13 protein-coding genes and 3 pseudogenes are annotated in these 20,203 nt (G+C 68.3%); 12 read left to right on the top strand and 4 right to left on the bottom strand.

What is annotated here, in order from left to right:
• Both RGU41_RS13805 and RGU41_RS13800 read left to right on the top strand, forming a co-directional pair.
• Nucleotides 1-3,915 (top strand): annotated as a pseudogene (locus RGU41_RS13805) (DNA-directed RNA polymerase subunit beta').
• 198 nt (nucleotides 3,916-4,113) lie between these two features.
• Nucleotides 4,114-7,011 carry a putative bifunctional diguanylate cyclase/phosphodiesterase gene (locus tag RGU41_RS13800; protein ID WP_322136560.1) on the top strand — a complete coding sequence of 966 codons (2,898 nt, stop codon included), beginning with the start codon at nucleotides 4,114-4,116 and terminating at the stop codon, nucleotides 7,009-7,011.
• A gap of 95 nt (nucleotides 7,012-7,106) precedes the next feature.
• Here the strand turns inward: RGU41_RS13800 and RGU41_RS13795 are convergent, their stop codons facing one another.
• Complete coding sequence (locus tag RGU41_RS13795; protein ID WP_322136559.1) at nucleotides 7,107-7,637, bottom strand: hypothetical protein; 531 nt, start codon at nucleotides 7,635-7,637, stop codon at nucleotides 7,107-7,109.
• A gap of 485 nt (nucleotides 7,638-8,122) precedes the next feature.
• On the opposite strand from RGU41_RS13795, the gene RGU41_RS13790 reads away from it, so the two are divergent.
• The 4 genes from RGU41_RS13790 (at nucleotide 8,123) to RGU41_RS13775 (ending at nucleotide 12,321) form a co-directional block, all read left to right on the top strand.
• Entirely contained in the window at nucleotides 8,123-8,929 is an 807-nt protein-coding gene (locus tag RGU41_RS13790; RefSeq protein ID WP_322136558.1) for a hypothetical protein, read from the top strand.
• 89 nt (nucleotides 8,930-9,018) lie between these two features.
• Nucleotides 9,019-10,296 carry a chaplin family protein gene (locus RGU41_RS13785; RefSeq protein ID WP_322136557.1) on the top strand — a complete coding sequence of 426 codons (1,278 nt, stop codon included), beginning with the start codon at nucleotides 9,019-9,021 and terminating at the stop codon, nucleotides 10,294-10,296.
• Nucleotides 10,297-10,630: 334 nt separating this feature from the next.
• On the top strand, nucleotides 10,631-11,920 hold the full coding sequence (locus RGU41_RS13780; protein WP_322136556.1) for a hypothetical protein: 1,290 nt from the start codon (nucleotides 10,631-10,633) through the stop codon (nucleotides 11,918-11,920).
• A 29-nt stretch (nucleotides 11,921-11,949) separates the two neighbouring features.
• The gene (locus tag RGU41_RS13775; protein ID WP_322136555.1) at nucleotides 11,950-12,321 is read left to right on the top strand and encodes a hypothetical protein; all 372 of its coding nucleotides are present in this window, start codon (nucleotides 11,950-11,952) and stop codon (nucleotides 12,319-12,321) included.
• A gap of 242 nt (nucleotides 12,322-12,563) precedes the next feature.
• Here the strand turns inward: RGU41_RS13775 and RGU41_RS13770 are convergent.
• Nucleotides 12,564-13,186: pseudogene (locus RGU41_RS13770) on the bottom strand (EAL domain-containing protein).
• Between the two features lie 13 nt (nucleotides 13,187-13,199).
• Here RGU41_RS13770 and RGU41_RS20980 point away from each other — a divergent pair.
• Both RGU41_RS20980 and RGU41_RS13760 read left to right on the top strand, forming a co-directional pair.
• Nucleotides 13,200-13,652: pseudogene (locus tag RGU41_RS20980) on the top strand (hypothetical protein); the annotation flags it as partial.
• A gap of 55 nt (nucleotides 13,653-13,707) precedes the next feature.
• Nucleotides 13,708-14,061: a sugar transferase gene (locus tag RGU41_RS13760; protein ID WP_322136554.1), complete on the top strand. Its 354-nt coding sequence runs from the start codon at nucleotides 13,708-13,710 to the stop codon at nucleotides 14,059-14,061.
• Nucleotides 14,062-14,064: 3 nt separating this feature from the next.
• On the opposite strand, the gene RGU41_RS13755 is transcribed toward RGU41_RS13760, so the two are convergent.
• Nucleotides 14,065-14,802, bottom strand: coding sequence for a CPBP family intramembrane glutamic endopeptidase (locus RGU41_RS13755; protein ID WP_322136553.1), 738 nt, complete (start codon nucleotides 14,800-14,802; stop codon nucleotides 14,065-14,067).
• Between the two features lie 38 nt (nucleotides 14,803-14,840).
• Entirely contained in the window at nucleotides 14,841-16,586 is a 1,746-nt protein-coding gene (locus RGU41_RS13750; RefSeq protein WP_322136552.1) for a bifunctional diguanylate cyclase/phosphodiesterase, read from the bottom strand.
• 400 nt (nucleotides 16,587-16,986) lie between these two features.
• Between RGU41_RS13750 and RGU41_RS13745 the strand changes: the two genes are divergently transcribed.
• The 4 genes from RGU41_RS13745 (at nucleotide 16,987) to RGU41_RS13730 (ending at nucleotide 20,123) form a co-directional block, all read left to right on the top strand.
• On the top strand, nucleotides 16,987-18,414 hold the full coding sequence (locus RGU41_RS13745) for a polysaccharide biosynthesis tyrosine autokinase (RefSeq protein ID WP_322136551.1): 1,428 nt from the start codon (nucleotides 16,987-16,989) through the stop codon (nucleotides 18,412-18,414).
• A gap of 10 nt (nucleotides 18,415-18,424) precedes the next feature.
• The gene (locus tag RGU41_RS13740; RefSeq protein WP_322136550.1) at nucleotides 18,425-18,805 is read left to right on the top strand and encodes a hypothetical protein; all 381 of its coding nucleotides are present in this window, start codon (nucleotides 18,425-18,427) and stop codon (nucleotides 18,803-18,805) included.
• A 107-nt stretch (nucleotides 18,806-18,912) separates the two neighbouring features.
• Nucleotides 18,913-19,128 carry a hypothetical protein gene (locus tag RGU41_RS13735; RefSeq protein WP_322136549.1) on the top strand — a complete coding sequence of 72 codons (216 nt, stop codon included), beginning with the start codon at nucleotides 18,913-18,915 and terminating at the stop codon, nucleotides 19,126-19,128.
• 2 nt (nucleotides 19,129-19,130) lie between these two features.
• Nucleotides 19,131-20,123: a hypothetical protein gene (locus RGU41_RS13730; RefSeq protein ID WP_322136548.1), complete on the top strand. Its 993-nt coding sequence runs from the start codon at nucleotides 19,131-19,133 to the stop codon at nucleotides 20,121-20,123.
• The last annotated feature ends 80 nt before the right edge of the window (nucleotides 20,124-20,203 follow it).

Here is a 20,203-nt window from a genome sequence, read left to right as displayed (position 1 = left end):
TTGCTCGACGTAACCACGTTTGACGAGCTTCGAATTGGCCTGGCGACCGCAGACGACATCCGTCGCTGGTCGCACGGTGAGGTCAAGAAGCCCGAAACCATCAACTACCGCACGCTCAAGCCGGAAAAAGACGGCCTGTTCGGCGAGCAGATCTTCGGACCGTCCCGGGACTGGGAATGCTCATGCGGTAAGTACAAGCGAGTTCGCTTCAAAGGCATCGTCTGCGAGCGTTGTGGCGTAGAGGTCACCAAGTCGTCGGTGCGTCGTGAGCGGATGGGCCACATCGAGCTCGCCGCCCCCGTCACCCACATCTGGTACTTCAAGGGAGTCCCCTCCCGTCTCGGCTACCTGCTGGACATGGCACCGAAGGACCTCGAAAAGGTCATCTACTTCGCTGCGTACATGGTCATCACGGTCGACGAAGACGGCCGTCACCAGGACATGCCGGGCCTTGAGAACGAGCTTCGCCTCGAGATCAAGACCCTCGAAGGCCAGCGCGATTCCCGGATCGCCGACCGCCTCGTCCGCCTCGAAACCGACCTCGCCGCACTTGAGGCCGAGGGCGCCAAGAGCGACCAGAAGAAGCGCACCAAGGACGCCGCCGAGAAGGAAATGGGGCAGGTCCGCAAGTCCCTCGACGAGCAGATCGCGCACCTCGAGCGCGTGTGGGAAGACTTCCGCACCCTCAAGGTCGGCGACCTCAAGCCCGAGGACAGCGTCTTCCACGAGCTCCAGGACCGTTTCGGCATGTACTTCGAGGCCTACATGGGCGCCGAAGCCATCAAGAAGCGCCTGCTGGCCTTCGACCTGGTCACCGAGAGCGAAAACCTGCACCTGCAGATCGCCGAGGGCAAGGGTCAGAAGAAGATCCGCGCCATCAAGCGTCTCCGCGTGGTCAACGCCTTCATCATGACCGGCAACTCGCCGGCCGCGATGGTGCTCGACGTCGTCCCGGTCATCCCGCCCGAACTGCGCCCGATGGTGCAGCTCGACGGTGGCCGTTTCGCCACGAGCGACCTCAACGACCTCTACCGTCGTGTGATCAACCGCAACAACCGCCTGCGTCGCCTCCTTGACCTCGGTGCCCCCGAGATCATCGTGAACAACGAGAAGCGGATGCTGCAGGAAGCTGTCGACGCACTGTTCGACAACGGTCGTCGCGGCCGTCCCGTCACGGGTACTGGCAACCGTGCCCTCAAATCCCTGAGCTGACATGCTCAAGGGCAAGCAGGGTCGTTTCCGCCAGAACCTCCTCGGCAAGCGCGTCGACTACTCCGGCCGTTCGGTCATCGCCGTCGGCCCGCAGCTCTACGTCTGCACCAGTGTGGTCTGCCCAAGCAGATGGCACTCGAGCTGTTCAAGCCGTTTGTGATCAAGCGCCTGATCGACCTGAGCCACGCTCAGAACATCAAGGCCGCCAAGCGCATGGTCGAACGTTCACGCCCGCAGGTCTGGGACGTGCTCGAGGAGATCATCCGCGAGCGCCCCGTGCTGCTGAACCGTGCGCCCACCCTGCACCGCCTGGGCATCCAGGCCTTCGAGCCTCAGCTCGTCGAGGGTAAGGCCATCCAGCTGCACCCGCTCGTGTGTGCGGCGTTCAACGCCGACTTCGACGGTGACCAGATGGCAGTGCACCTGCCGCTGTCCATGGAGGCCCAGGCCGAAGCGCGCATCCTGATGCTCGCCTCGAACAACATCCTGAAGCCGTCCGACGGCCGCCCGGTGACCCTGCCCACCCAGGACATGATCATCGGTCTGCACCACCTCACGACGCTCAAGGAAGGCGTGATCGGCGAAGGCCGCTCGTTCTCCTCGATCGCCGAGGCGATCCTGGCCTTCGACCAGAAAAAGGGCGAAAACCAGGGCCTCGACCTCAACGCGAAGGTACGCATCCGTCTGACGGACAAGTACTTCGAAGAGGGCACCCAGCCGGAAGGCGTGGAACTCGTCAACGGCCAGGCCGTCGGTACCGTGCTGGTGAACACCACGCTCGGCCGCGCGATCTTCAACGAGGCCATGCCGGTCGACTACCCGTACTTCGAAAAGGTGGCCGACAAGGGCAGCCTCTCGGCGATCGTCAACGACCTCGCCGAGCGGTACCCGAAGGTGGAAGTTGCCGCGACGCTTGACCGCGTCAAGGACGCCGGTTTCTACTGGGCCACCCGGTCCGGTGTGACCGTCGCGCTCAGCGACATCCTCACCCCGCCGGACAAGCCCGAGATCGTGGCTCGCTACGAGAAGCTCGCCGCCAAGGTGCAGTCGCAGTTCGAGAAGGGTCTCACGACCGACCTCGAGCGCCGTCAGGAACTCATTCAGATCTGGACGAAGGCGACGGAAGACGTCGCCGAGGCCATGCAGAAGAACTTCCCGAAGGACAACACCATCAACCGCATGGTCACGTCCGGTGCTCGTGGTAACTGGCTGCAGGTGCGTAACATCGCCGGCATGCGAGGCCTCGTGAACAACCCGAAGGGTGAGATCATCCCTCGCCCGATCATCTCGAGCTACCGCGAAGGCCTGTCCGTCGCCGAGTACTTCATTGCTACTCACGGTGCCCGTAAGGGTCTGGCCGACACCGCCCTCCGTACCGCCGACTCCGGGTACCTCACCCGTCGTCTCGTGGACGTCTCGCAGGATGTCATCATCCGCGAAGACAACTGTGGAACGACCAAGGGCCTCGAGTTGCCGATCGCGATCGTCGACCCGCTCGGTAACCTGGTTCGCCACCCCAACGTGGAGAACGCGGTCTACGCCCGCAGCCTGGCCGCAGCCGCGGTCAACGCCGCTGGCGAGGTCGTCGCCGAAGCCGGAGACGACGTCGGAGACGTGCTGATCGAGAAGCTGGTCGAGGCCGGCATCGAGACCATCAAGGTGCGTTCCGTGCTGACGTGTGAGTCTGCCGTCGGTGTGTGTGCGGTCTGCTACGGCCGTTCGCTCGCGACCGGCCTGCTCGTGGACATCGGAGAGGCCGTCGGCATCATCGCCGCACAGTCGATCGGTGAGCCCGGCACGCAGCTGACCATGCGTACCTTCCACACCGGTGGTTCGGCGTCCGCTGACGACATCACCCAGGGTCTGCCGCGCGTCCAGGAGCTCTTCGAAGCACGTACCCCCAAGGGTGCGTCGCCCATCGTCGACACTGCCGGACGCATCACGATCGAGGACACCGACCGCAGCCGGAAGGTCATCCTGACCCCCGACAACGGCGACGAGCCGATCGCGTACCCGGTGCTCAAGCGCTCCACCCTCCTCGTCGAGGATGGCCAGCACGTCGAGCTCGGCACGCAGATCATCATCGGCGCCGTCGACCCGAAGGAAGTTCTTCGCGTCAAGGGTGTCCGGGCCGTGCAGAAGCACATCGTCGGTGGCGTCCAGGACGTCTACCGTTCGCAGGGTGTGCCGATCCACGACAAGCACATCGAGGTCATCGTCCGCCAGATGCTCCGCAAGGTCACCGTCGTCGAACACGGCGACACCGGCCTGCTCCCCGGCGAGCTCGTCGACCGGTTGAAGTACAACGAACTCAACCGTGCGGCACTCACCGAGGGCAAGAAGACGGCATCCGCTCGTCAGGAAGTCATGGGTATCACCAAGGCGTCCCTGGCGACCGAGTCCTGGCTGTCGGCCGCTTCCTTCCAGGAAACCACCCGGGTTCTCACCCAGGCGGCCATGGAAGGCAAGAGCGACCCGCTGATGGGCCTCAAGGAGAACGTCATCATCGGAAAGCTGATCCCGGCCGGCACCGGACTGCCCCGTTACCGCGACGTCACCGTCGAGGCAACGGAGGAGGCCAAGGCCGAGCGTTACCCGAACCGCATCTTCACCGATGATGCAGCGTTCAACGAGGGTGACCTGAGCTTCGTCGACTTCGACAGCTTCTCGTCCGACGACTTCACGCCCGGTACCTACAAGTAGCGTGTAGTCCTCACCAACGGATGCCCCTCTCGCCTCGGCGAGGGGGCATCCGTCGTTAACTCCCCGTCGCCGGAGCGCCGACGACACTCGGCGCGCAGGGCGGTTCTCGAGGGAAGCGGTGGTGTGACGCGCTGGGCCGCGCCGGGTACCCTGTGAGGGGGCGCAGGTATTTCCGTGTCTCGCGAGCACGAGGGCAGCATGCAATTACTACTGGCACGCATCAGCGCGGCCGTCACCGGGGCGATGGGACTCGTCGTACTCGCAGGCTGGTATCTCGGCGCGAGCACCCTGCCGGCCCCATTCGCCGGCCCCTGGTCGATGAAGCCGACGCCGGCCCTGGCTCTCATCATGCTGTCGCTGGCCCTGTTCCTGCTCGAGCGGCGTCGGGTGGCACTGGTCCTGGGGCTCGCCGTCGCTCTGCTCGGCGCCCTCACCCTCGCCGAAGACATTCTGGGCGTGACGCTCGGCGTCGACCGGCTGCTGCCCGGCATTGCCTTCGGCGGTCAGGATCCGCGCATGGCGCCGGCGACGGCCGTTTCACTGATCCTTCTGGGCATCGCCGTCTGCGCGAGCCTGCTGCCGCGGGCGTCCTGGATGCTCGGCCTCGCCTTAGGCTCGCTGACTGTGAGCCTGCTCGCATTGCTCGGTTACGCCTATGGGGCGTCCTCGCTCTACTCCGTGGGCGGGTACACGAGCATGGCTCTCATCACCGCTCTCGCGGTGGCGTTCGAGTCGGTCTCGATCCTTCTCACCCGGCCCAACAACGGCCTCGTCGGATTGCTGCGCGACCCGGGTAGCTCAGGGCAGCTGCTCCGACCCGTCGTTCCGCTCCTCCTGCTCGGCCCCTTCGTGCTGGGGTGGCTGCGACTCTGGGGCCAGCGACAGGGCTGGTTCGACACGGTGCTCGGTGTCGCCTTCCTGGTCGCCACGATGACGGTGGTCGGCATCGGCCTGAGCTGGGTGGCCGCCCGGAGGCTGCGCGACCTCGACCGGCAGCGCGACGCCGCCATGGTCGCGATGGACGAGGCAAACCACACCCTCGAGACGGCGGTGGACAGGCGCACCCGCGAGCTGGCGAAGATCGCAGACACGTTGCACACGCTCGTCGCGATCGCCCCGGTGGGCATCGTGCAGATGGACGCGGCCGGCGGACTTCTCAGCGCCAACGACCAGTGGCGCGCCCTGAGCGGCCTCACCAGGGTTCAGTTCCAGCGCGGCGGTATGGCCACAGCTATCCACCCCGACGATACCGAACGCGTGCAACGCGACTGGGCTGCCGCGATTGCCGCCGGGGCAGCGTACGAGACGATGATGCGCTTCCGCACTCCGGGCGGTCAGGTCAACTGGGTACAGGTGAGCACCGCGCCGATCCGGGACGCCGGTCAGGTCACCGGGCACATGGCCACGGTCACCGACGTGACCGCGCTCCACGCTGCAGAACAGGCGGTCTCGGCCGCGCGGGCACGATTCGAGGCCGCGTTCGCGTCGTCACCGCTCGGCACGGCGATCGTGGATCTCGACGGCAGGGTGGTGGCGGCCAACCCGCGGCTGTTCGAGCTCGCCGGGCCGGCATCCGTTGTCGTCGGCCAGCACATCGAGGCCATCTTCATGCCGCTCGATGCCGGAGCGCGCGGCGCTCGCACGTCGGAGGTGTTCGACGGGCCCTCCACGCGGCAGCGCATGGACCGCCGGATGCTCCGGGTCGACGACGAGGAGACGTGGGTCAAGGTGAGTATCGCCGAGATCCCCGCGGGGGAGCAGGCTGGCGCGCTGCTGTACCAGGTGGAGGACATCACCGCCCGCCGCCTCGCCGAGGCCCGAGTGGAGCACCTCGCGTTCCACGACCCGCTGACCAACCTGCCCAATCGCCTGCTGCTTCTCGACCGGCTCAACCAGGCCCTGTTGCAGTCATCACGGCACGGGCACGGCGTGGCCGTGCTGTTCATCGACCTGGACCGGTTCAAGTTCGTCAACGACAGCCTTGGCCACCACATCGGGGACGCGGTGCTGGCTGAGGTCGGGGTGCGGCTCCGGCAGCAGGCGCGGGCCACCGATACGGTATCCCGTATCGGCGGAGATGAATTCGTGATCATCTGTCCGGGCGTCGACAGCAGCGAGGACGTGCACACACTGGCCCACAACCTGCAGCGCTCAATCGCCGAACCGATCCGGATCGGCGACCTCGTCGCATCCGTCGACGCGAGTATCGGCATCGCCTTCGGCCTCGGCCACGACGACGCGGAGGCGCTACTCCGCAACGCAGACCAGGCCATGTACTCGGCCAAGGGCCGGGGCCGGGCCCGCTACGAGGTCTTCGACGACGACTTGCGCGGCCGCATCGACCGGCGGCTGGACACCGAGCTCGCCCTCCGCGACGCCGTCGAGCTCGGCGAGATCGAGACCTGGTACCAGCCGATCGTCGATCTCCAGGAGAACACGGTCGTCGCCACCGAGGCTCTCGCCCGATGGCGCCGCCCCGAGCGCGGCATCGTCTACCCGGGCGAGTTCATCGCGATCGCCGAGGAAGTCGGGTTGATCAAGGGCATCGGCGTGACCGTTCTCGGCCAGGCCTGCCGGGCGGCGGCGACCCTCGAGGGCGGCCTCGCGGTGAGCGTCAACGTCTCTCCACGACAGTTCGCGCAGGACGACTTCGGCGTCGTTGTCAGACGCGCGCTGGCGGAGAGCGGGTTGCCTCCCGAGCGCCTCTGGATCGAACTGACGGAGAGCGCCGTGCTCGAGGCGATCGACTCCGCGGCCCGGACCTTCCAGGAGCTGAGGGAACTGGGTGTCAAACTGGCGATCGACGACTTCGGCACCGGCTATTCTTCCTTCACGCACCTCCGCGCCTTCACCGTCGACCTGCTCAAGATCGACCTCACCTTCGTGCGCGACCTCGAACGCTCCGAACACGACCGGGCGATCGTCGAGGGCATCCTGCGCCTTGCCGATTCGCTCGGACTCGACGTCGTCGCCGAGGGCATCGAGACGGCAGGCCAACGCGACCTGCTCCGGTCCATGGGCTGCCGCTACGGGCAGGGCTACCTCTTCTCCAGGCCGGACCCGTCACCGCTGCCCGTCGTGAGCTTCGACAGCTGACCGACGGGCGCCAACGGAGGATCGTCCGCACCGGTCCGGCAATCTGTAGCGGTCAGCCGCGCGATCTTCCTGAGTTAGCCACCGGAAGGCCGCGCTCAGGCGGCCGGCGGGGTGGGGACGGCGCCTGGCCACGTGCCCAGGTATGCGGGACTGTCGAGGTAGACGCTGTTCACCCCGGTCTGGGCCGGGTACTCGACCCCGGCGAGCAGGTTGGCCTGCGGCTGCAGGTCGAGGGTCCTGCCGTGGTTGCGCACGGTCAGGGTCAGCTCGGCGGGCTGGCTGTCGAACGAGGTCGCCCAGCCAACCCTGAGGACGTAGTCGAGCACGCCGGGGGCCGCTAGCGCGGAGTCGTCATCGACGTAGACCTCGATGACCGCCAGGGTCGACAGGCCGGAGATGACCTCACCAATGCTGGCATCGCTCAGCCCGGGGACGGCGTTCAGGAGCGCGGCAGCGGCCTCGCGGCTGATGCTCGCCCCGGTCGCTGATGCCCCGGTCGCTGATCCTGAGGACGTCGGCGTTGGCGCCGGAGTGGCCCTGACGGCCTGCGGGGAACAAGCAGTGAGCACGGCTGCCATAGTCACGGCCGCGACAAGGGTGACGATCGAGCGAGTGCCGAGTTTCACCTCCGGATCCTCATCGAGTTGTGGTGTAGTCGCGGACGGTGGCGCGTGACGTCCCTCGCGAGGTGCAGCTCGTCTGTCTTCCCCAGGACTCGTGAAGCGAGAGGTTCTGTCGCCTGTGCACTCTTTGCCATGCGTTTCCCCCGTAAGCCCCGTCCAACCTTAACGAGATTGGGGCGGATCAGCGGTTCTCGTCGGACGACGTCACGCCCGGGACGGTGCGGGACCGTCGACTCGCCTGAACCTGTGAACTGCGAATCTCGTTCGCTGGCTCATCCGCGGGCCGTTTCGGCCGACCCAGGCCGGGGGATTTGCACCCTTGCCAGCCCATCCCAATTGCAGCGTGATGCAACATTCCCCAAGTGAGGCGGGGCCGGCGCTCAAGGCCCGTCCTGGTGAAGCTGGCAGTATTGACCAGTTTCGTGGACACGAGCTCCCCGTGCACCTACGGTCGGCCTTGTACACAACTGAGGACGGAGGTGAACGAGATGAATGATGCTGAGGCATTTCGTGCTCCCCGCGCCCTCTGGCTCGCTCTCGTCGCCGTTGCGCTCGGCATCGCCTGGTTCCTGTGCGGCGGGGCGAATCCCGCGTCGGCGACCGATCTGCTCCCCGATGCGCCTCCTGCAACGGATGCCGCCGCACCCGGCCTCCTGAACGCTTCCGTCCCGGAGCTGGTCGCCAGCGTTCCTGCCTTTGCAGTCTCCGTCGTGGCTGACGCACCTGGCGTCGACACCGCAACCATTGACGCGGCGTCCGCAGACGTGCCCGAAGCCGTCGGGACGGCCATGACGCCGATTCTGGCCGCCGTAGCTGCCGAAGTACCCGACGTCAGCATTCCGGACCTCAGCATCCCCGATGTGGCGGGTTCTCCTGTCGCCGTGCCCGTCGCCGTGCCCACGATCGCCCTCGCGGTTTCAGACCTTTCCACCCTCGCGACTCGCACAGTGATCACCTCGGTCGTCCCGGCCGGGACCGTCTTCGTCGCGCCGAGCGCGCATCCGTTCCCGCCCTCTGTGCGCGGCACCGCCGGTATCCCCGACGCGGTCGCGAGCCTGACGCTACTTGATGCCGCGGCATCCGCTACCGGAGCCCCGCTCGGCACGCCGGGGCACCCCGTTAACCTGCCGCAGCCCACTCCGGATGCCGCAGCACCGGGCGGCGGCAGTTCGGCATCTCTGCTCGCAACGTGCGGATCAACACGCGCCGCGTCTGTCGCGGCTCTCCGTCTCACTTTCGAGGACGACGCCCTGCCGTCCTCCCTCTCCATCGACCCCGGTTCTTCTCCCGCCTGAGTAGGTCCCTGCCGTGCTATCCCGACGGCATGCGGACCACCGCCACGCGTCCCTCGCGCGGCTCACTCACACTTTCAAGGAGAACCATCGTGAACATCACTCTGTCCAGGGCGCTCTACGGCACCCTCTTCGTCGGGGCGCTCTCGCTCCTCGGCACGACCGCGGCGCACGCCGCAGACACCAGCGGCGACTCCGGAACCCTCTCGGGATCCCAGGTCGTCACCGACACCACGGCCCCTGTCCAGGTCTCCGGCAACGCGATCAGCGTCGTGGGCGACTCCGCCAGCACGGCACCGGCTCCTGCGGCTGCCTCCGCGTCGGCTCCTGCTCCTGCAGCCACACCGGCGCCAGCCGCTGCAACCACCTCGAGCTCCGACGGGACCGCCTCCGGCACCCAGGTCGTCGCCCCGGTCGCGGCCCCGGTGACCGCGTCCGGCAACGCCATCTCGGTGCTCGGCGACTCGACCTCGACCGGGTCGACCGGACCGGCCCCCGGCCCAGCCCCGGCGGTCACCCTGGCCCCGGCAACGACAACAGGAACCGACTCCCTTCTCGGCGGCACACAGGGCCTCACCAGCGTCGACGTGCCGATCACGGCATCGGGCAACGCGGTGAGTGTCATCGGTGATTCGGCGTCAACGGGCACACCGTCCGCGAGCACGGCGGATGCCTCCGCTCCCGCGGCCGGCTCCGGCCGGGTGACCTCGGGTGCGGACGGCATCGCATCAGGTACGCAGGTCGTCCCTGAAGTCGCTGCACCGGTGACGGTCGGCGGTAACTCCGTCTCGATCCTCGGTGACAGCAGCGCGACATCTGGTTCGCCGGCTCCGTCAGGGTCTGGCGCGGGAACGACCTCCGCTCCCACGGCAGGATCCGCCCCGGTGACCTCAGGTTCGGATGCCACGGCGTCAGGCACGCAGGTCGACCCGGTGGTTTCCGCTCCCGTGACGGTCGGCGGCAACGCGGTCTCCGTCGTCGGTGACAGCGAGTCGGTGACCCCGACCTCCGTGACCCCGATGACCCCGATGACCACGGCTACAATGGTGGCCCCGATGGCCCCGATGGCCCCGATGGCCCCGATGGCCCCGATGGCCCCGGTGACCTCGGCTATCCCGACGGATCCGACCGACGCGGCCGGCCCGACCGCCCTCATCGACACAATCGTGACATTCGGAGCTTCGGCGAAGTCGACCACGCCGGCGCACTCCGGCAAGGTCTCGGCCCCGGCCGCACTGTCGGTCACGGAGCTCGCATCGACCGGCATCGGCACACTCGAGTTCGGCGGTTTCGCCGGCCTGTCTTTGCTCATCGCCGGAGCCGCCTTGATGTTCACGCGACTGATCAACACCGGTCGTATGAACGTCTAGTCTCCACCCCTGATGCACGGATACCGTCGGCCCGACCGGACCGGCGGCATCCGTCGTTTAGGCGGTCCCGTGCTTGCCCTGAGGTGTCGCAGAACGACGTTGGAGGGGCGTAGGAACGTCGATCTGCGACGCTTCAGCGAGGTCGGGCCCACACTCATCGGTGAGTTGCAGAAACTAGATTTCACCTGCGATTCTCCACTACCCACTATCATCGTGGGCACACGTGTTGCGCGGGGGTGGTCCGCGACATGCAGGGGGCCGTCGTCATCGCCGGGTTCTGGCAGCCGCTTTCCGCCGCGCTCATGCCGACCGACGACCCGAGAAGGGCACCACCGTGAGCGACTCCCGCACCCTCCTGTTCGCCGAGGCCGCGAACCCCGCGACCTCGCCAGCCCGCCTCGCCAAGCTCGCCGCGAAGCATTTCGACCTGCATCGGGCGATCGCTGCGAACCCCGCGTGTTATCCAGGTCTTCTCGAATGGATGCGCGGCTGCGGCACGCTCGAACCGCTCGCACCCGCATTGACGCAGTCTCCAATCGCGGCGCAGGCACCGACCCGAAAGGCGGCGCACGCTGAGCCATCCGTGCCCGCCTATGCAGTCTCCCGGCCCGTGTCCCTGCCCATGTCCCTGCCCGTGTCTGGCCCGGTAGGGGCCGGGTCGGGCGCACCCGGCGGCTGGCAGCAGCCCGTCGTTCGGGCCAGCGCCGCGGCATCCGCCGGACGTCGCCGCCGTCGGCCCGGCCTGCTCTGGGGATCGATCGGCGTTGCCGTGCTGTTGCTCGCCGGTGGCGGCGTCTGGGCGTACGCATCCGTCTTCTCCAAGATCGGCGGGTCGTCGACTCCGCAGGCCGCAGTCGAAAAGCTCCTGACCGGAGCGGTGTCGCTGGACCTGCTCAACGTGTACGGCTCCCTGTCTCCCTCGGAGATCACCTCGCTCCGGGGCCCGGTCGAGACGCTCGGCCGGATCAAGCTGGATTCCGCGACCAGCCCGACCGACTACACGGCCGTCTTCGAGAAGCTGCGACCGAACCTGAACGTCACCCTCACCGGCTTGGACTTCTCGGTCACCGACATCGGCGATGGGATTGCTGTGGTCGCCGTGACCGGTGGCCAGCTGCACGTCGACGGTGACCCGAACGCTCTCGCCGGTCTGTGGATGGACGCCGTGAAATCCCAGCTCACCGAGCAGCTGAAGGCGACAGGCTCCACCGACGAGCAGGTCGCGGCCTCGCTCGAGAAAACCCGCGCGGCCGCCGTGGCCGGCATCGACGCCGCGTTGCCCTACGACCGCAGTGCGAGCGACCTTAAGCAGGACCTGGGGAGGGACGTCACCGCAGTCGCCGTGCAGGAGGGCGGCTCGTGGTACGTCAGCCCCCTGCTGACCGGGTTCGAGCAGGGCTTCCAGGACCGCCTGCGCGCGGACCCGACGTTCACCCGCGGGGCCATCGTCGCGCCGGCCACCTATGTCACGCCGGAGGACGCAGTCCGCGGGCTGGCCGACGGGGTCTCCGCCTACCTGGCCCGGGGAGATTCGGGCGCACTCGCCGCCGCGCTTCCCCTCGCCGAGCGGCGCCTTGTGAGCCTATACGGCGTGCCCCCTCTTCAGTCGACGGACGGAGCCTGAACGTCACCAACGTCGGCGTCTCCAGCACGGTGTCCGGCGACACCGCCCGGATCACGCTGGATGACCTGTCCTTCGCGGGGGAGTCGGACTCGGTGCCGTATGCGTTCTCGATCTCGGGAGTGTGCGCCACGGTCGGGAGTGCCTCTGGCGCAAAGATCTGCCTCGATCAGATCCCCGGCTTCGCGAAGCTCGGAGCCCAGGATCTGCGGCTCATCGCCGTGCACGAAGGCGACGGCTGGTTCGTCAGCCCGTTGCGCACCGTGGCCGATGCGAGCTCGATCGTGATCAACCGGGTGGCGCAGCTGAGCCAGAGCGGCGAGCTCGCCGACCTCTTAACCACGACAGCGAATGCCCCGATCACCTCCGACGAAACGGCTCCCGTCGAGGAGGGTGCCTACTGAGGCCCCCGACATCCGTGCGCGGCCGCGACGGTTTTGGCAGGCCGCGCCGGTCTGGTGTCGCGGCCGCGTCGGTTTGCGCAGGCCGCGCCCGCCGTTTCGGGTGCGGCCTGCGGAAACGGTAGCGGCGGCGCGCGCGGCTGACCCGCGGATGCCCCGAGTCAGCGGGCGAGCTGGCCGGCGGCAATGCGCGAGCAGACCGCGGCGACGTCGGCGGATGCGGCCGGTCGCGAGAAGAAGAACCCCTACCCGTACTCGCACCCGTGTGCACGCAACCACTGCGCCTGCACCGCGGTCTCGATGTCCTCGGCGATGACGCTGCTTCCGAGGCCGCGCGCGAGCCCGAGGATCGACTGCACGAGCGGCGCATCCGTTTCGCGCAGCCCGATCGCCGAGATGAACCGGCGGTCGATCTTGAGCACGTTCGCGCGCACCTCGCTGAGCCGGGCCAAGTTCGAGAACCCGGTGCCGAAGTCGTCGATCGCGATCGCCGCCCCGGCCGCTTGCAGCTCGGCCATGTTGTCGTTCACCTCCGCGAACTCGGTGACGTAGTCGCTCTCGGTCAGCTCGATCTTGAGCGCACCGCGCGCGAGCCCCGAGCTGGACAGGATCGCGAGCACCCGGGCGGCGTACTGGGGGTCGCCGAGCTCGATGCCCGAGGCGTTGATGCTGACGAAGAACGGCGGATGCCCCGGCGGGGCCTGGATCGTCCAGCCCGTGGCCGTCGACATGGCCGTTTCGAGTACCCACTCCCCGAGGCGGGGCCTCATTCCGCTCGTCTCGCACAGCGGGATGAATTCCTCGGGGAGATCGCGCCGCGTACCGGGTGCGTCCAGCGCAGCAGCGCCTCGACGCCCGCCGCGCGCATCGTGTCGAGGTCGATGATCGGCTGGTACACGACGGTGAACTCGCCGTTCGCGATCGCAAGGCCGACGGCGGCGGAGGAGGCGTACTGGCCGCCGTGCACCCGGGTGGTTCCCCGGCCTGAGCATCGCGGCGACCGCCGACGCCAGCACGACGATCGAGTCGCTCGTGAGCATGCCGTCGTGCCGGGAGAGCGCAACGCTGATCGACACCGCGAGACCGGACGGCACCACCTCGTGGTCGCCCCCGGCCTGACCGACCTCGGCGGCCCCCGCATCAACACCCGACCCGTCGCCGGCCTGCCGCTGATCCACGTGGAGACGCCCCGGTTCGAGGTCGGCAAGCGGTTCACGAAGCGCGCCTTCGACCTCGTCATCGGCGGGCTGCTGCTTCTCGTGCTGTCGCTCGTGATGGCGGTCACCGCGCTGTCGATCCGCCTTGTCGGCATCGGCCCGGTGCTCACCCGCGAGCAGCGCATCGGCAGCGGCGGCCGCCCGTTCACCCTGCTCGGCTTCGGGTCGGTGGATGCCCGGCGCCCCGGCGCGCCCCGGCGCGCGCCGGCGCCGCTTCGGTCTCGACGAATTCCCGCAACTGTTCAGCGTGCTCACCGGCACGATGTCCCTCGTCGGACCGCGCGCGCCGCTCGAGGACGAGGTCACGGGCTTCGACGGCCTCGAGCACCGCCGGTTCCTGATGAAGCCGGGCATGACCGGCCTCGGCGAGCTCTACGAGCACTCCACCCTGCCCTGGGAAGAACGGCTGCGCCTCGACATGTACTACATCGAGAACTGGTCGATCGTGGGCGACGTGATCATCCTCTGGCGCACCGCACGGGCCGCCCGCCGCCGCACCCGCCGCGGCCGAATCCGAGCCCGCTGACACCTACCCGAGCAGCGCCGGTACCACCACGAGCCCGTTGAACACCACGTGCGCGATGATCGCTACGCCGAGCCGCCCGGTGACCGCGGTGACGGATGCCGCCGCGAGCCCGAACACGAACGTCCCGGCCCCGACCACCCACAGGGCGGTCGGCGAACCGGCATCCACCACGTGCATCAGCGCGAACACCAGCGCACTAACCGTGCACGCGACGGACAGGGCCACCGGGCGGCGGGCATCCGTGGCCGCGGCGACCGCCTGCAGCAGGAGCCCGCGGAAGAACAGCTCCTCGATGAAGGGAGCGATCAGCACCGGGGCGAGGAGGGACAGCACGATCCACCACGCGTCGTGCGCGGGGGCGTCGAGCGTGGCGCCCGCGGTGCCCATCTGCCCGTAGCCGGCGATCTCGAACAGGCTCGCCACCACCCGGGTCAGCAGCCCGATCGTGAGCCCCCAGAGCAGGTCGAGCGGATGGAAGCGCAGCCCGAAGTCACGGGCGAGCGAGCGGGAGCCGCGCAGGTAACAGGCCACGAGCACGCTTCCGAGTAGCGGCACCCACACCACCAGGTAGCTGAGCACCTCGACAAGGCGCGGGTCGGTGAGGTAGCCGTGGCTGAGCGCCCAGTCGGCCGCGAGCACGAGCAGGATCGCCCCGACCGCGCCAGCAGCCGCGTCATCGAGGCCCCAGCGCACGCGCCGGGCCGGGGGAGAGGCAGGGGCAGCGGGTGTGGCGGGGCTCATGCACTCAAACTATCGTGTCGCCGGTGCGCCCCGCCCGCCTATTCAGGGCGCAACGCGGCCGAGCGCGCGCTCAGCCCCGCGCACACCGCGGCAAGGTCGGCGGATGCCACGGGCCGGGAGAACAGGTACCCTTGCGCGAAGCGGCACGCATTTTCCTCGAGCCAGTCAGCCTGGACATCCGTTTCGACGCCCTCGGCTATGACGCTGCTGCCGAGCCCGCGGGCGAGTCCGAGGATCGATTGCACGAGCGGGGCGTCGTCGGCGGCGCAGCCGATCGCCGAGACGAAGCGGCGGTCGATCTTCAGCACGTTCGCCCGCACCTCGCTCAGCCGCTCGAGGTTCGACGAGCCGGTGCCGAAGTCGTCGATCATGATCGGGATGCCCGACGTCTGTAGCTGGGCCATGTTCGCGTGCACCGCGCCGTACTCCACGACGTAGTCGCTCTCGGTGAGCTCGATCTTGAGCACGCCCGCCGGCAACGCCGCAGCCGTGCACAGCGCGAGCAGCCGGTCGGCGTAGTGCGGGTCGCCGAGTTCGATGCCCGAGGCGTTCACGCTCACGTAGAACGGCGGCGCCCCCGGCTCGACCGGCATCGTCCACGAAGACGCGATCGTCACGGCAGTGTCGACGATCCAGTCGCCCAGGCGCGGCATCGCGCCGCTCGCCTCGCACAGCGGAATGAACTCGACCGGCGAGATCGCGCCCCGGGTCGGGTGCGTCCAGCGCAGCAGCGCCTCGGCGCCGACCGCCCGCCGGGTGCGCAGGTCCACGATCGGCTGGAACACCAGACTGAACTCGCCGTTGGCGATGGCCTGCCCGACCGCGGTCGCGGTCGCGTAGTGCCCGCCATGGACGCGGGTGGTCCCGCGCCCCGCCCGCTTGGCGCTCGAGAGCGCCTCGGTCACCCGCGTGCGGAGCCCGGAGGCCGACTCGCCCGGCTCGTGGCCGGCGATGCCCGCGGAGAAGACATGGACATCCGCCCGCATGGCCTCGACCGCGGCCTCGGCTTGCCAGGTGGTCATGCCCGGCAGCAGGATCGCGAATTCGTCGCCGGCCGTGCGGGCGACAACTGCGCCCGAGTCCGGGCCGCCGAGCCGCGTGCACCGTGCGGCGAAGTCGATGAGAATCGTGTCGCCGTAGGACCGCTGGCGCACCTCGTTGGTGAGGGTGAAGTGGTCGAGGTCCACGAGCACGACCGTCGTCACGTCGCCGGGCGAGGCGCTCCGGACATGATCGTTGAGGATGCGTTTGAAGTAGATCCGGTTGCCGAGCCGGGTCAGGTCGTCGGTCTCCGACTTCAGTGTGCTCGTCACGAGCCAGTGCAGTCCGAAATTCGCGATGATCGCCGCAGGGATGATCAGGAGCAGATCGATGCCGCGCATGCCCGGGTGCACGAACAGCGCGGTCGTGACCAGCACCGTGCCGGCCACGGCGAACGGCAGCGACTGCACGATCGGCAGAAACATATAGGACAGCGCGAGGATCACGAGGATCCACGTGCTCATCGCGAGGGCCGAGGAGGTGGTGTCGGTCAGGTAGACGCTGACGGCGGTGTCGAGCAGTAGGAAGGTGAGCACGATCGTGCGCACGGCCCGGGTGAAAAACCGGCGAAAGAGAATCGACAGCAGCCCTACCGGCAGCGAGACACACGCGATGAGGACGAACAGGCCGGCGTGCGGGGCAACGCTCTCCTCCGGTGTGCCCACGTAGACGAAGAGCACGAGGGATGCGAACGTCGTCAGGCTGCCGAGCAGCAGCCCGGCCACCTTCGGGTTGTCGAACATTCCCGGATGGAACGTGACCATCAGCTCGGCGCGGAAAAATCTCCCCAGAGATTCTCTCCATCGGTGTGTGCGATTCCCCCCTGAATCATCCATCAGCCGGTTATCTGTGGTGGGGCCAGGGCTGGCCCGGTTCCGCACGCGGAAGACGACTCCCGCTGCACCTCGTTGTATGCAAATGTCGCGCCCATGCAGCGAGCCTACCGCCGCCGCTCCCGCCCAAACGGATGCCGCCGCTTGGCCGCCGCTCGCCCCACCCCCATTTGCCTAGATCCCCGACCCCCATTCGGGCACATTGCCCAGTCACGGACGGAGAGCGCGAACCTTATGTGACAACATGTCAGGGGCGCACGAATTGTGCCGCCGTGCGCCAAAAGTAAGTCAACACAGGAAAGGCCGCCTAGTGGAACTTCGCGACTACATTCGCATCCTCCACAAGAGCTGGGTGATGATCCTCATCTTCGTGCTCGTCGCCGTCGCGGCCGCGGCCACGTACTCGCTGATGCAGACCCCGAAATTCAGTGCCTCCGCCAAGGTCTTCGTGTCCACCCAGTCCACTGGCACCGCTCAGGACCTCGCCCAGGGCAACAGCTTCTCGGTGCAGCGGGTCAAGACCTACTCCGACCTCGTGGCCGCCCCTATCGTGCTCCTGCCGGTGATCGGCAACCTCGGGCTCGGCATCACTGCCGATGACCTCGCCAAGCAGGTCACGGCATCCGCCCCGCTCGACACGTCCATCATCGAGATCGCGGTCAGCGACACCGACCCCGTGCGGGCCGCCGACATCGCCAACGCCATCTCGATCAGTCTCGCCGCCGTCGTGCAGACCATTGAAACCCCCGAGTCCACCGCGACCGGCGTCGCCGGCGTCTCCCCGGTCAAGCTCACCCGGGCGCAGGAAGCCACCGTACCCAGCGCCCCGGTCAGCCCGAACGTACCTCTTAATATCGCCCTCGGCCTGCTCGTGGGCCTCGCCCTCGGCGTCGGTGCCGCGGTACTCCGCGAAACCCTCGACACCCGCATCCGCAACGAGCGCGATGTGGAACAGGTCACCGACATCCCCATCCTCGGCGGCATCGTCTTCGACTCGAAGGCCCAGGACCGACCCCTGATCGTGCACGTCGACCCGCGCAGCCCGCGGGCCGAAAGCTTCCGTACGTTGCGCACCAACCTGCAGTTCCTCGACGTCGGCCGCACGGACCGCAGCTTCGTGATCACCTCGTCGATCGAGAGCGAGGGCAAGAGCACCACCGGGGCAAACCTCGCCATCGCGCTCGCCGACTCCGGTGCCCGCGTCCTGCTCGTCGACGCCGACCTCCGCCGCCCGAAGATCGCCGACTACATGGGCATCGACGGCACCGTCGGCCTCACCGACCTTCTCGTCGGCCGCGCCGATCTGGCCGACATCATCCAGCCGTGGGGGCGCTCCAAACTGTTCGTGCTGCCGGCCGGCCAGGTGCCGCCCAACCCGAGCGAACTGCTCGGCTCCGCCCGGATGACTTATTTCGTCGGCGAATTCAACAAGAACTTCGACGTCGTCATCTTCGACGCCCCGCCGCTGCTCCCGGTGACGGATGCCGCCATCCTGGCCAAGAGCGTCGGCGGCGCCCTCGTCGTCGTGGCCGCGGGTCGCGTGCACAAGAACCAGCTCACCGGCGCCATCGCCGCACTCGGAAACGTCGGGGCCTCGGTGTCCGGGCTCGTCCTCACGATGCTGCCGACCTCGGGGGCGGATGCCTCGGGTTACGGCCGCTATGGCTACGGCTATGGTTATGGCGCCGATGATGCCGATACTGTGGACATCACCCCCGAAATGGGGTCCGAAAGGTGAAGGTGCGAAATTGACGATTGACTCAGACCCGACGGCCCCAGCCGCCGAGCCTCCGTTCAGCATTCTGGTCGTCTGCACCGGAAACATCTGCCGTTCGCCGCTCGCCGAACAGCTGCTCACCACACGACTCACGAACGCCGGTATCCCCGTACTCGTGACGAGTGCCGGCACCTATGCCATGGTCGGCAAGGGCATGCCCGATGAAGCCGCCGCCCTGTCCGTGCGCTACGGCGGGGACCCGCGCGCCCACGTCTCCCGGCAGCTCACTGCGCGGCTCGTCGCCGACGCCGACCTGGTCGTGACTGCCGACCGCGAACACCGTGGCGAGGTGGTCTCCTCTACCCGCGCGCTGCCCGCTACGCCTTCACCCTCAACCAGCTCGCCCGTCTGATCGACGGCCTCCGCGACGCCGAATTCGCCGCAGCGGAACACGCCGCCGCCGAACGAGCAAGCACAGTCAGCGACACCAGCGAACACCGCGGCGACGACGGTGCCGCGGTGCCTCTCACCGCCGCCGACACCCTCCGCGCCTACATTGCCGAAATCGCGGCCAGCCGCGGCCTCACCCCACCGCCCTCCGACCCGGCCGACGACGACATCGAAGACCCGTACCGTCGCTCCCTCGCCACCTACGACCGTGTCGGAGCCGCGATCGACGCCTCGGCCGCGACGATCGCGACGGCGCTCACCGGCGCACTCACCAAGGTGGCCTGACCATGGCACGCAACGTCCGCCACGTGCCGAGGGACAGCTCCCGCCGCCGAGTCTGGGTCTACGTCGGCGTCGCCGCATTCATCCTCTTCGACATCCTGCTGATCCTTTGGGCGATCAACTCCACCCGGGCCACCGCCAGCGGTTCGGCTCCGCGCCCCATCCCCACCTACACGACGGCCCCGGCAACGCCGGTGGCCACGCCGACCGCAACGCCCAGGCCGACCCCGACCGCCGGCGCAGATTCCGCGGGCATCGTCCCGGTCCCGGCCACCCGCATCCTCTCGGCCGTCAGCGCCACCACCGCATGGCGTGCCTCGACCGGCGCCTGCCCCGCCACGGCCGCCACCCCCGAACTCACTACCGATTCGGGCGCCACCTGGGCGAGCACGGACGCCACCGGCCCCACCAAGGTCACCGCGGTTCAGAGCCTGTCCGCGACCTCCGCGACCACCGTCACTCTCATCGGCCTCACCGCCGCCGGCTGCGCACCCGAGGTCGTCAAGACCTTCGTCTCCGGCGACAACTACAAGGCCTACCCCGAGCAGGTCGGCACCAGCTGGTACGTCAACCCGGCCAACCGCGCCGTCGTGCACGCCCCCGCCGGCCAACACCCCGCCCCCTGCGACGCCGTCGTTTCCCTCGCTCCCCGGAGTGACACCGCCGCGGCCGCGCTCTGCGGCGACGGTCGCCTCTTCACTACGACGGATGCGGCCGTCACCTGGTCCACCCCGGCAACCCTCCCCGGTGCGATCGCCCTCGCCCCCGCCACCTCGGGCTACCTCGTCGTCTCGGCGGGCCGCCCCGAGTGCGCCGGCGCCCAGCTGCTCACCGTGACCGACGCTCTCGTACCCACCGTGGCCGGCTGCTACGCCGTGAGCACCCCGTCGACGGCCATGGCCGGAACGGTCGCCGTCTCCGAGGCGGCCGGAACCATCTGGCTCTGGGCCGGCGAGCAGGTCGTGCGTTCCACCGACTCCGGAGCGACCTTCAAGTAACACCCCTCAATGGGGTACGTCGTTCGTTCCTAGACTGATAGCTGAGCGAGACACCCCGAATGTGTCTGTGCACCCGGATC

It is taken from the genome of Cryobacterium sp. 10C3 (assembly GCF_034314285.1).
GTDB classification, from domain to species: domain Bacteria; phylum Actinomycetota; class Actinomycetes; order Actinomycetales; family Microbacteriaceae; genus Cryobacterium; species Cryobacterium glucosi.
The sequence above is the reverse complement of the archived record's forward strand: the minus strand, read 5'-3'. Positions and strand labels throughout refer to the sequence as shown.

Bases quoted from the DNA above. Each gene is read 5' to 3' on its own strand.
- RGU41_RS13800 (WP_322136560.1), top strand. From the start codon at position 4,114: ATGCAATTACTACTGGCACGCATCAGCGCGGCCGTCACCGGGGCGATG.
- RGU41_RS13790 (WP_322136558.1), top strand. From the start codon at position 8,123: ATGAATGATGCTGAGGCATTTCGTGCTCCCCGCGCCCTCTGGCTCGCT.
- RGU41_RS13760 (WP_322136554.1), top strand. From the start codon at position 13,708: ATGCCCGGCGCCCCGGCGCGCCCCGGCGCGCGCCGGCGCCGCTTCGGT.
- RGU41_RS13755 (WP_322136553.1), bottom strand. From the start codon at position 14,802: ATGAGCCCCGCCACACCCGCTGCCCCTGCCTCTCCCCCGGCCCGGCGC.
- RGU41_RS13750 (WP_322136552.1), bottom strand. From the start codon at position 16,586: ATGTTCGACAACCCGAAGGTGGCCGGGCTGCTGCTCGGCAGCCTGACG.
- RGU41_RS13730 (WP_322136548.1), top strand. From the start codon at position 19,131: ATGGCACGCAACGTCCGCCACGTGCCGAGGGACAGCTCCCGCCGCCGA.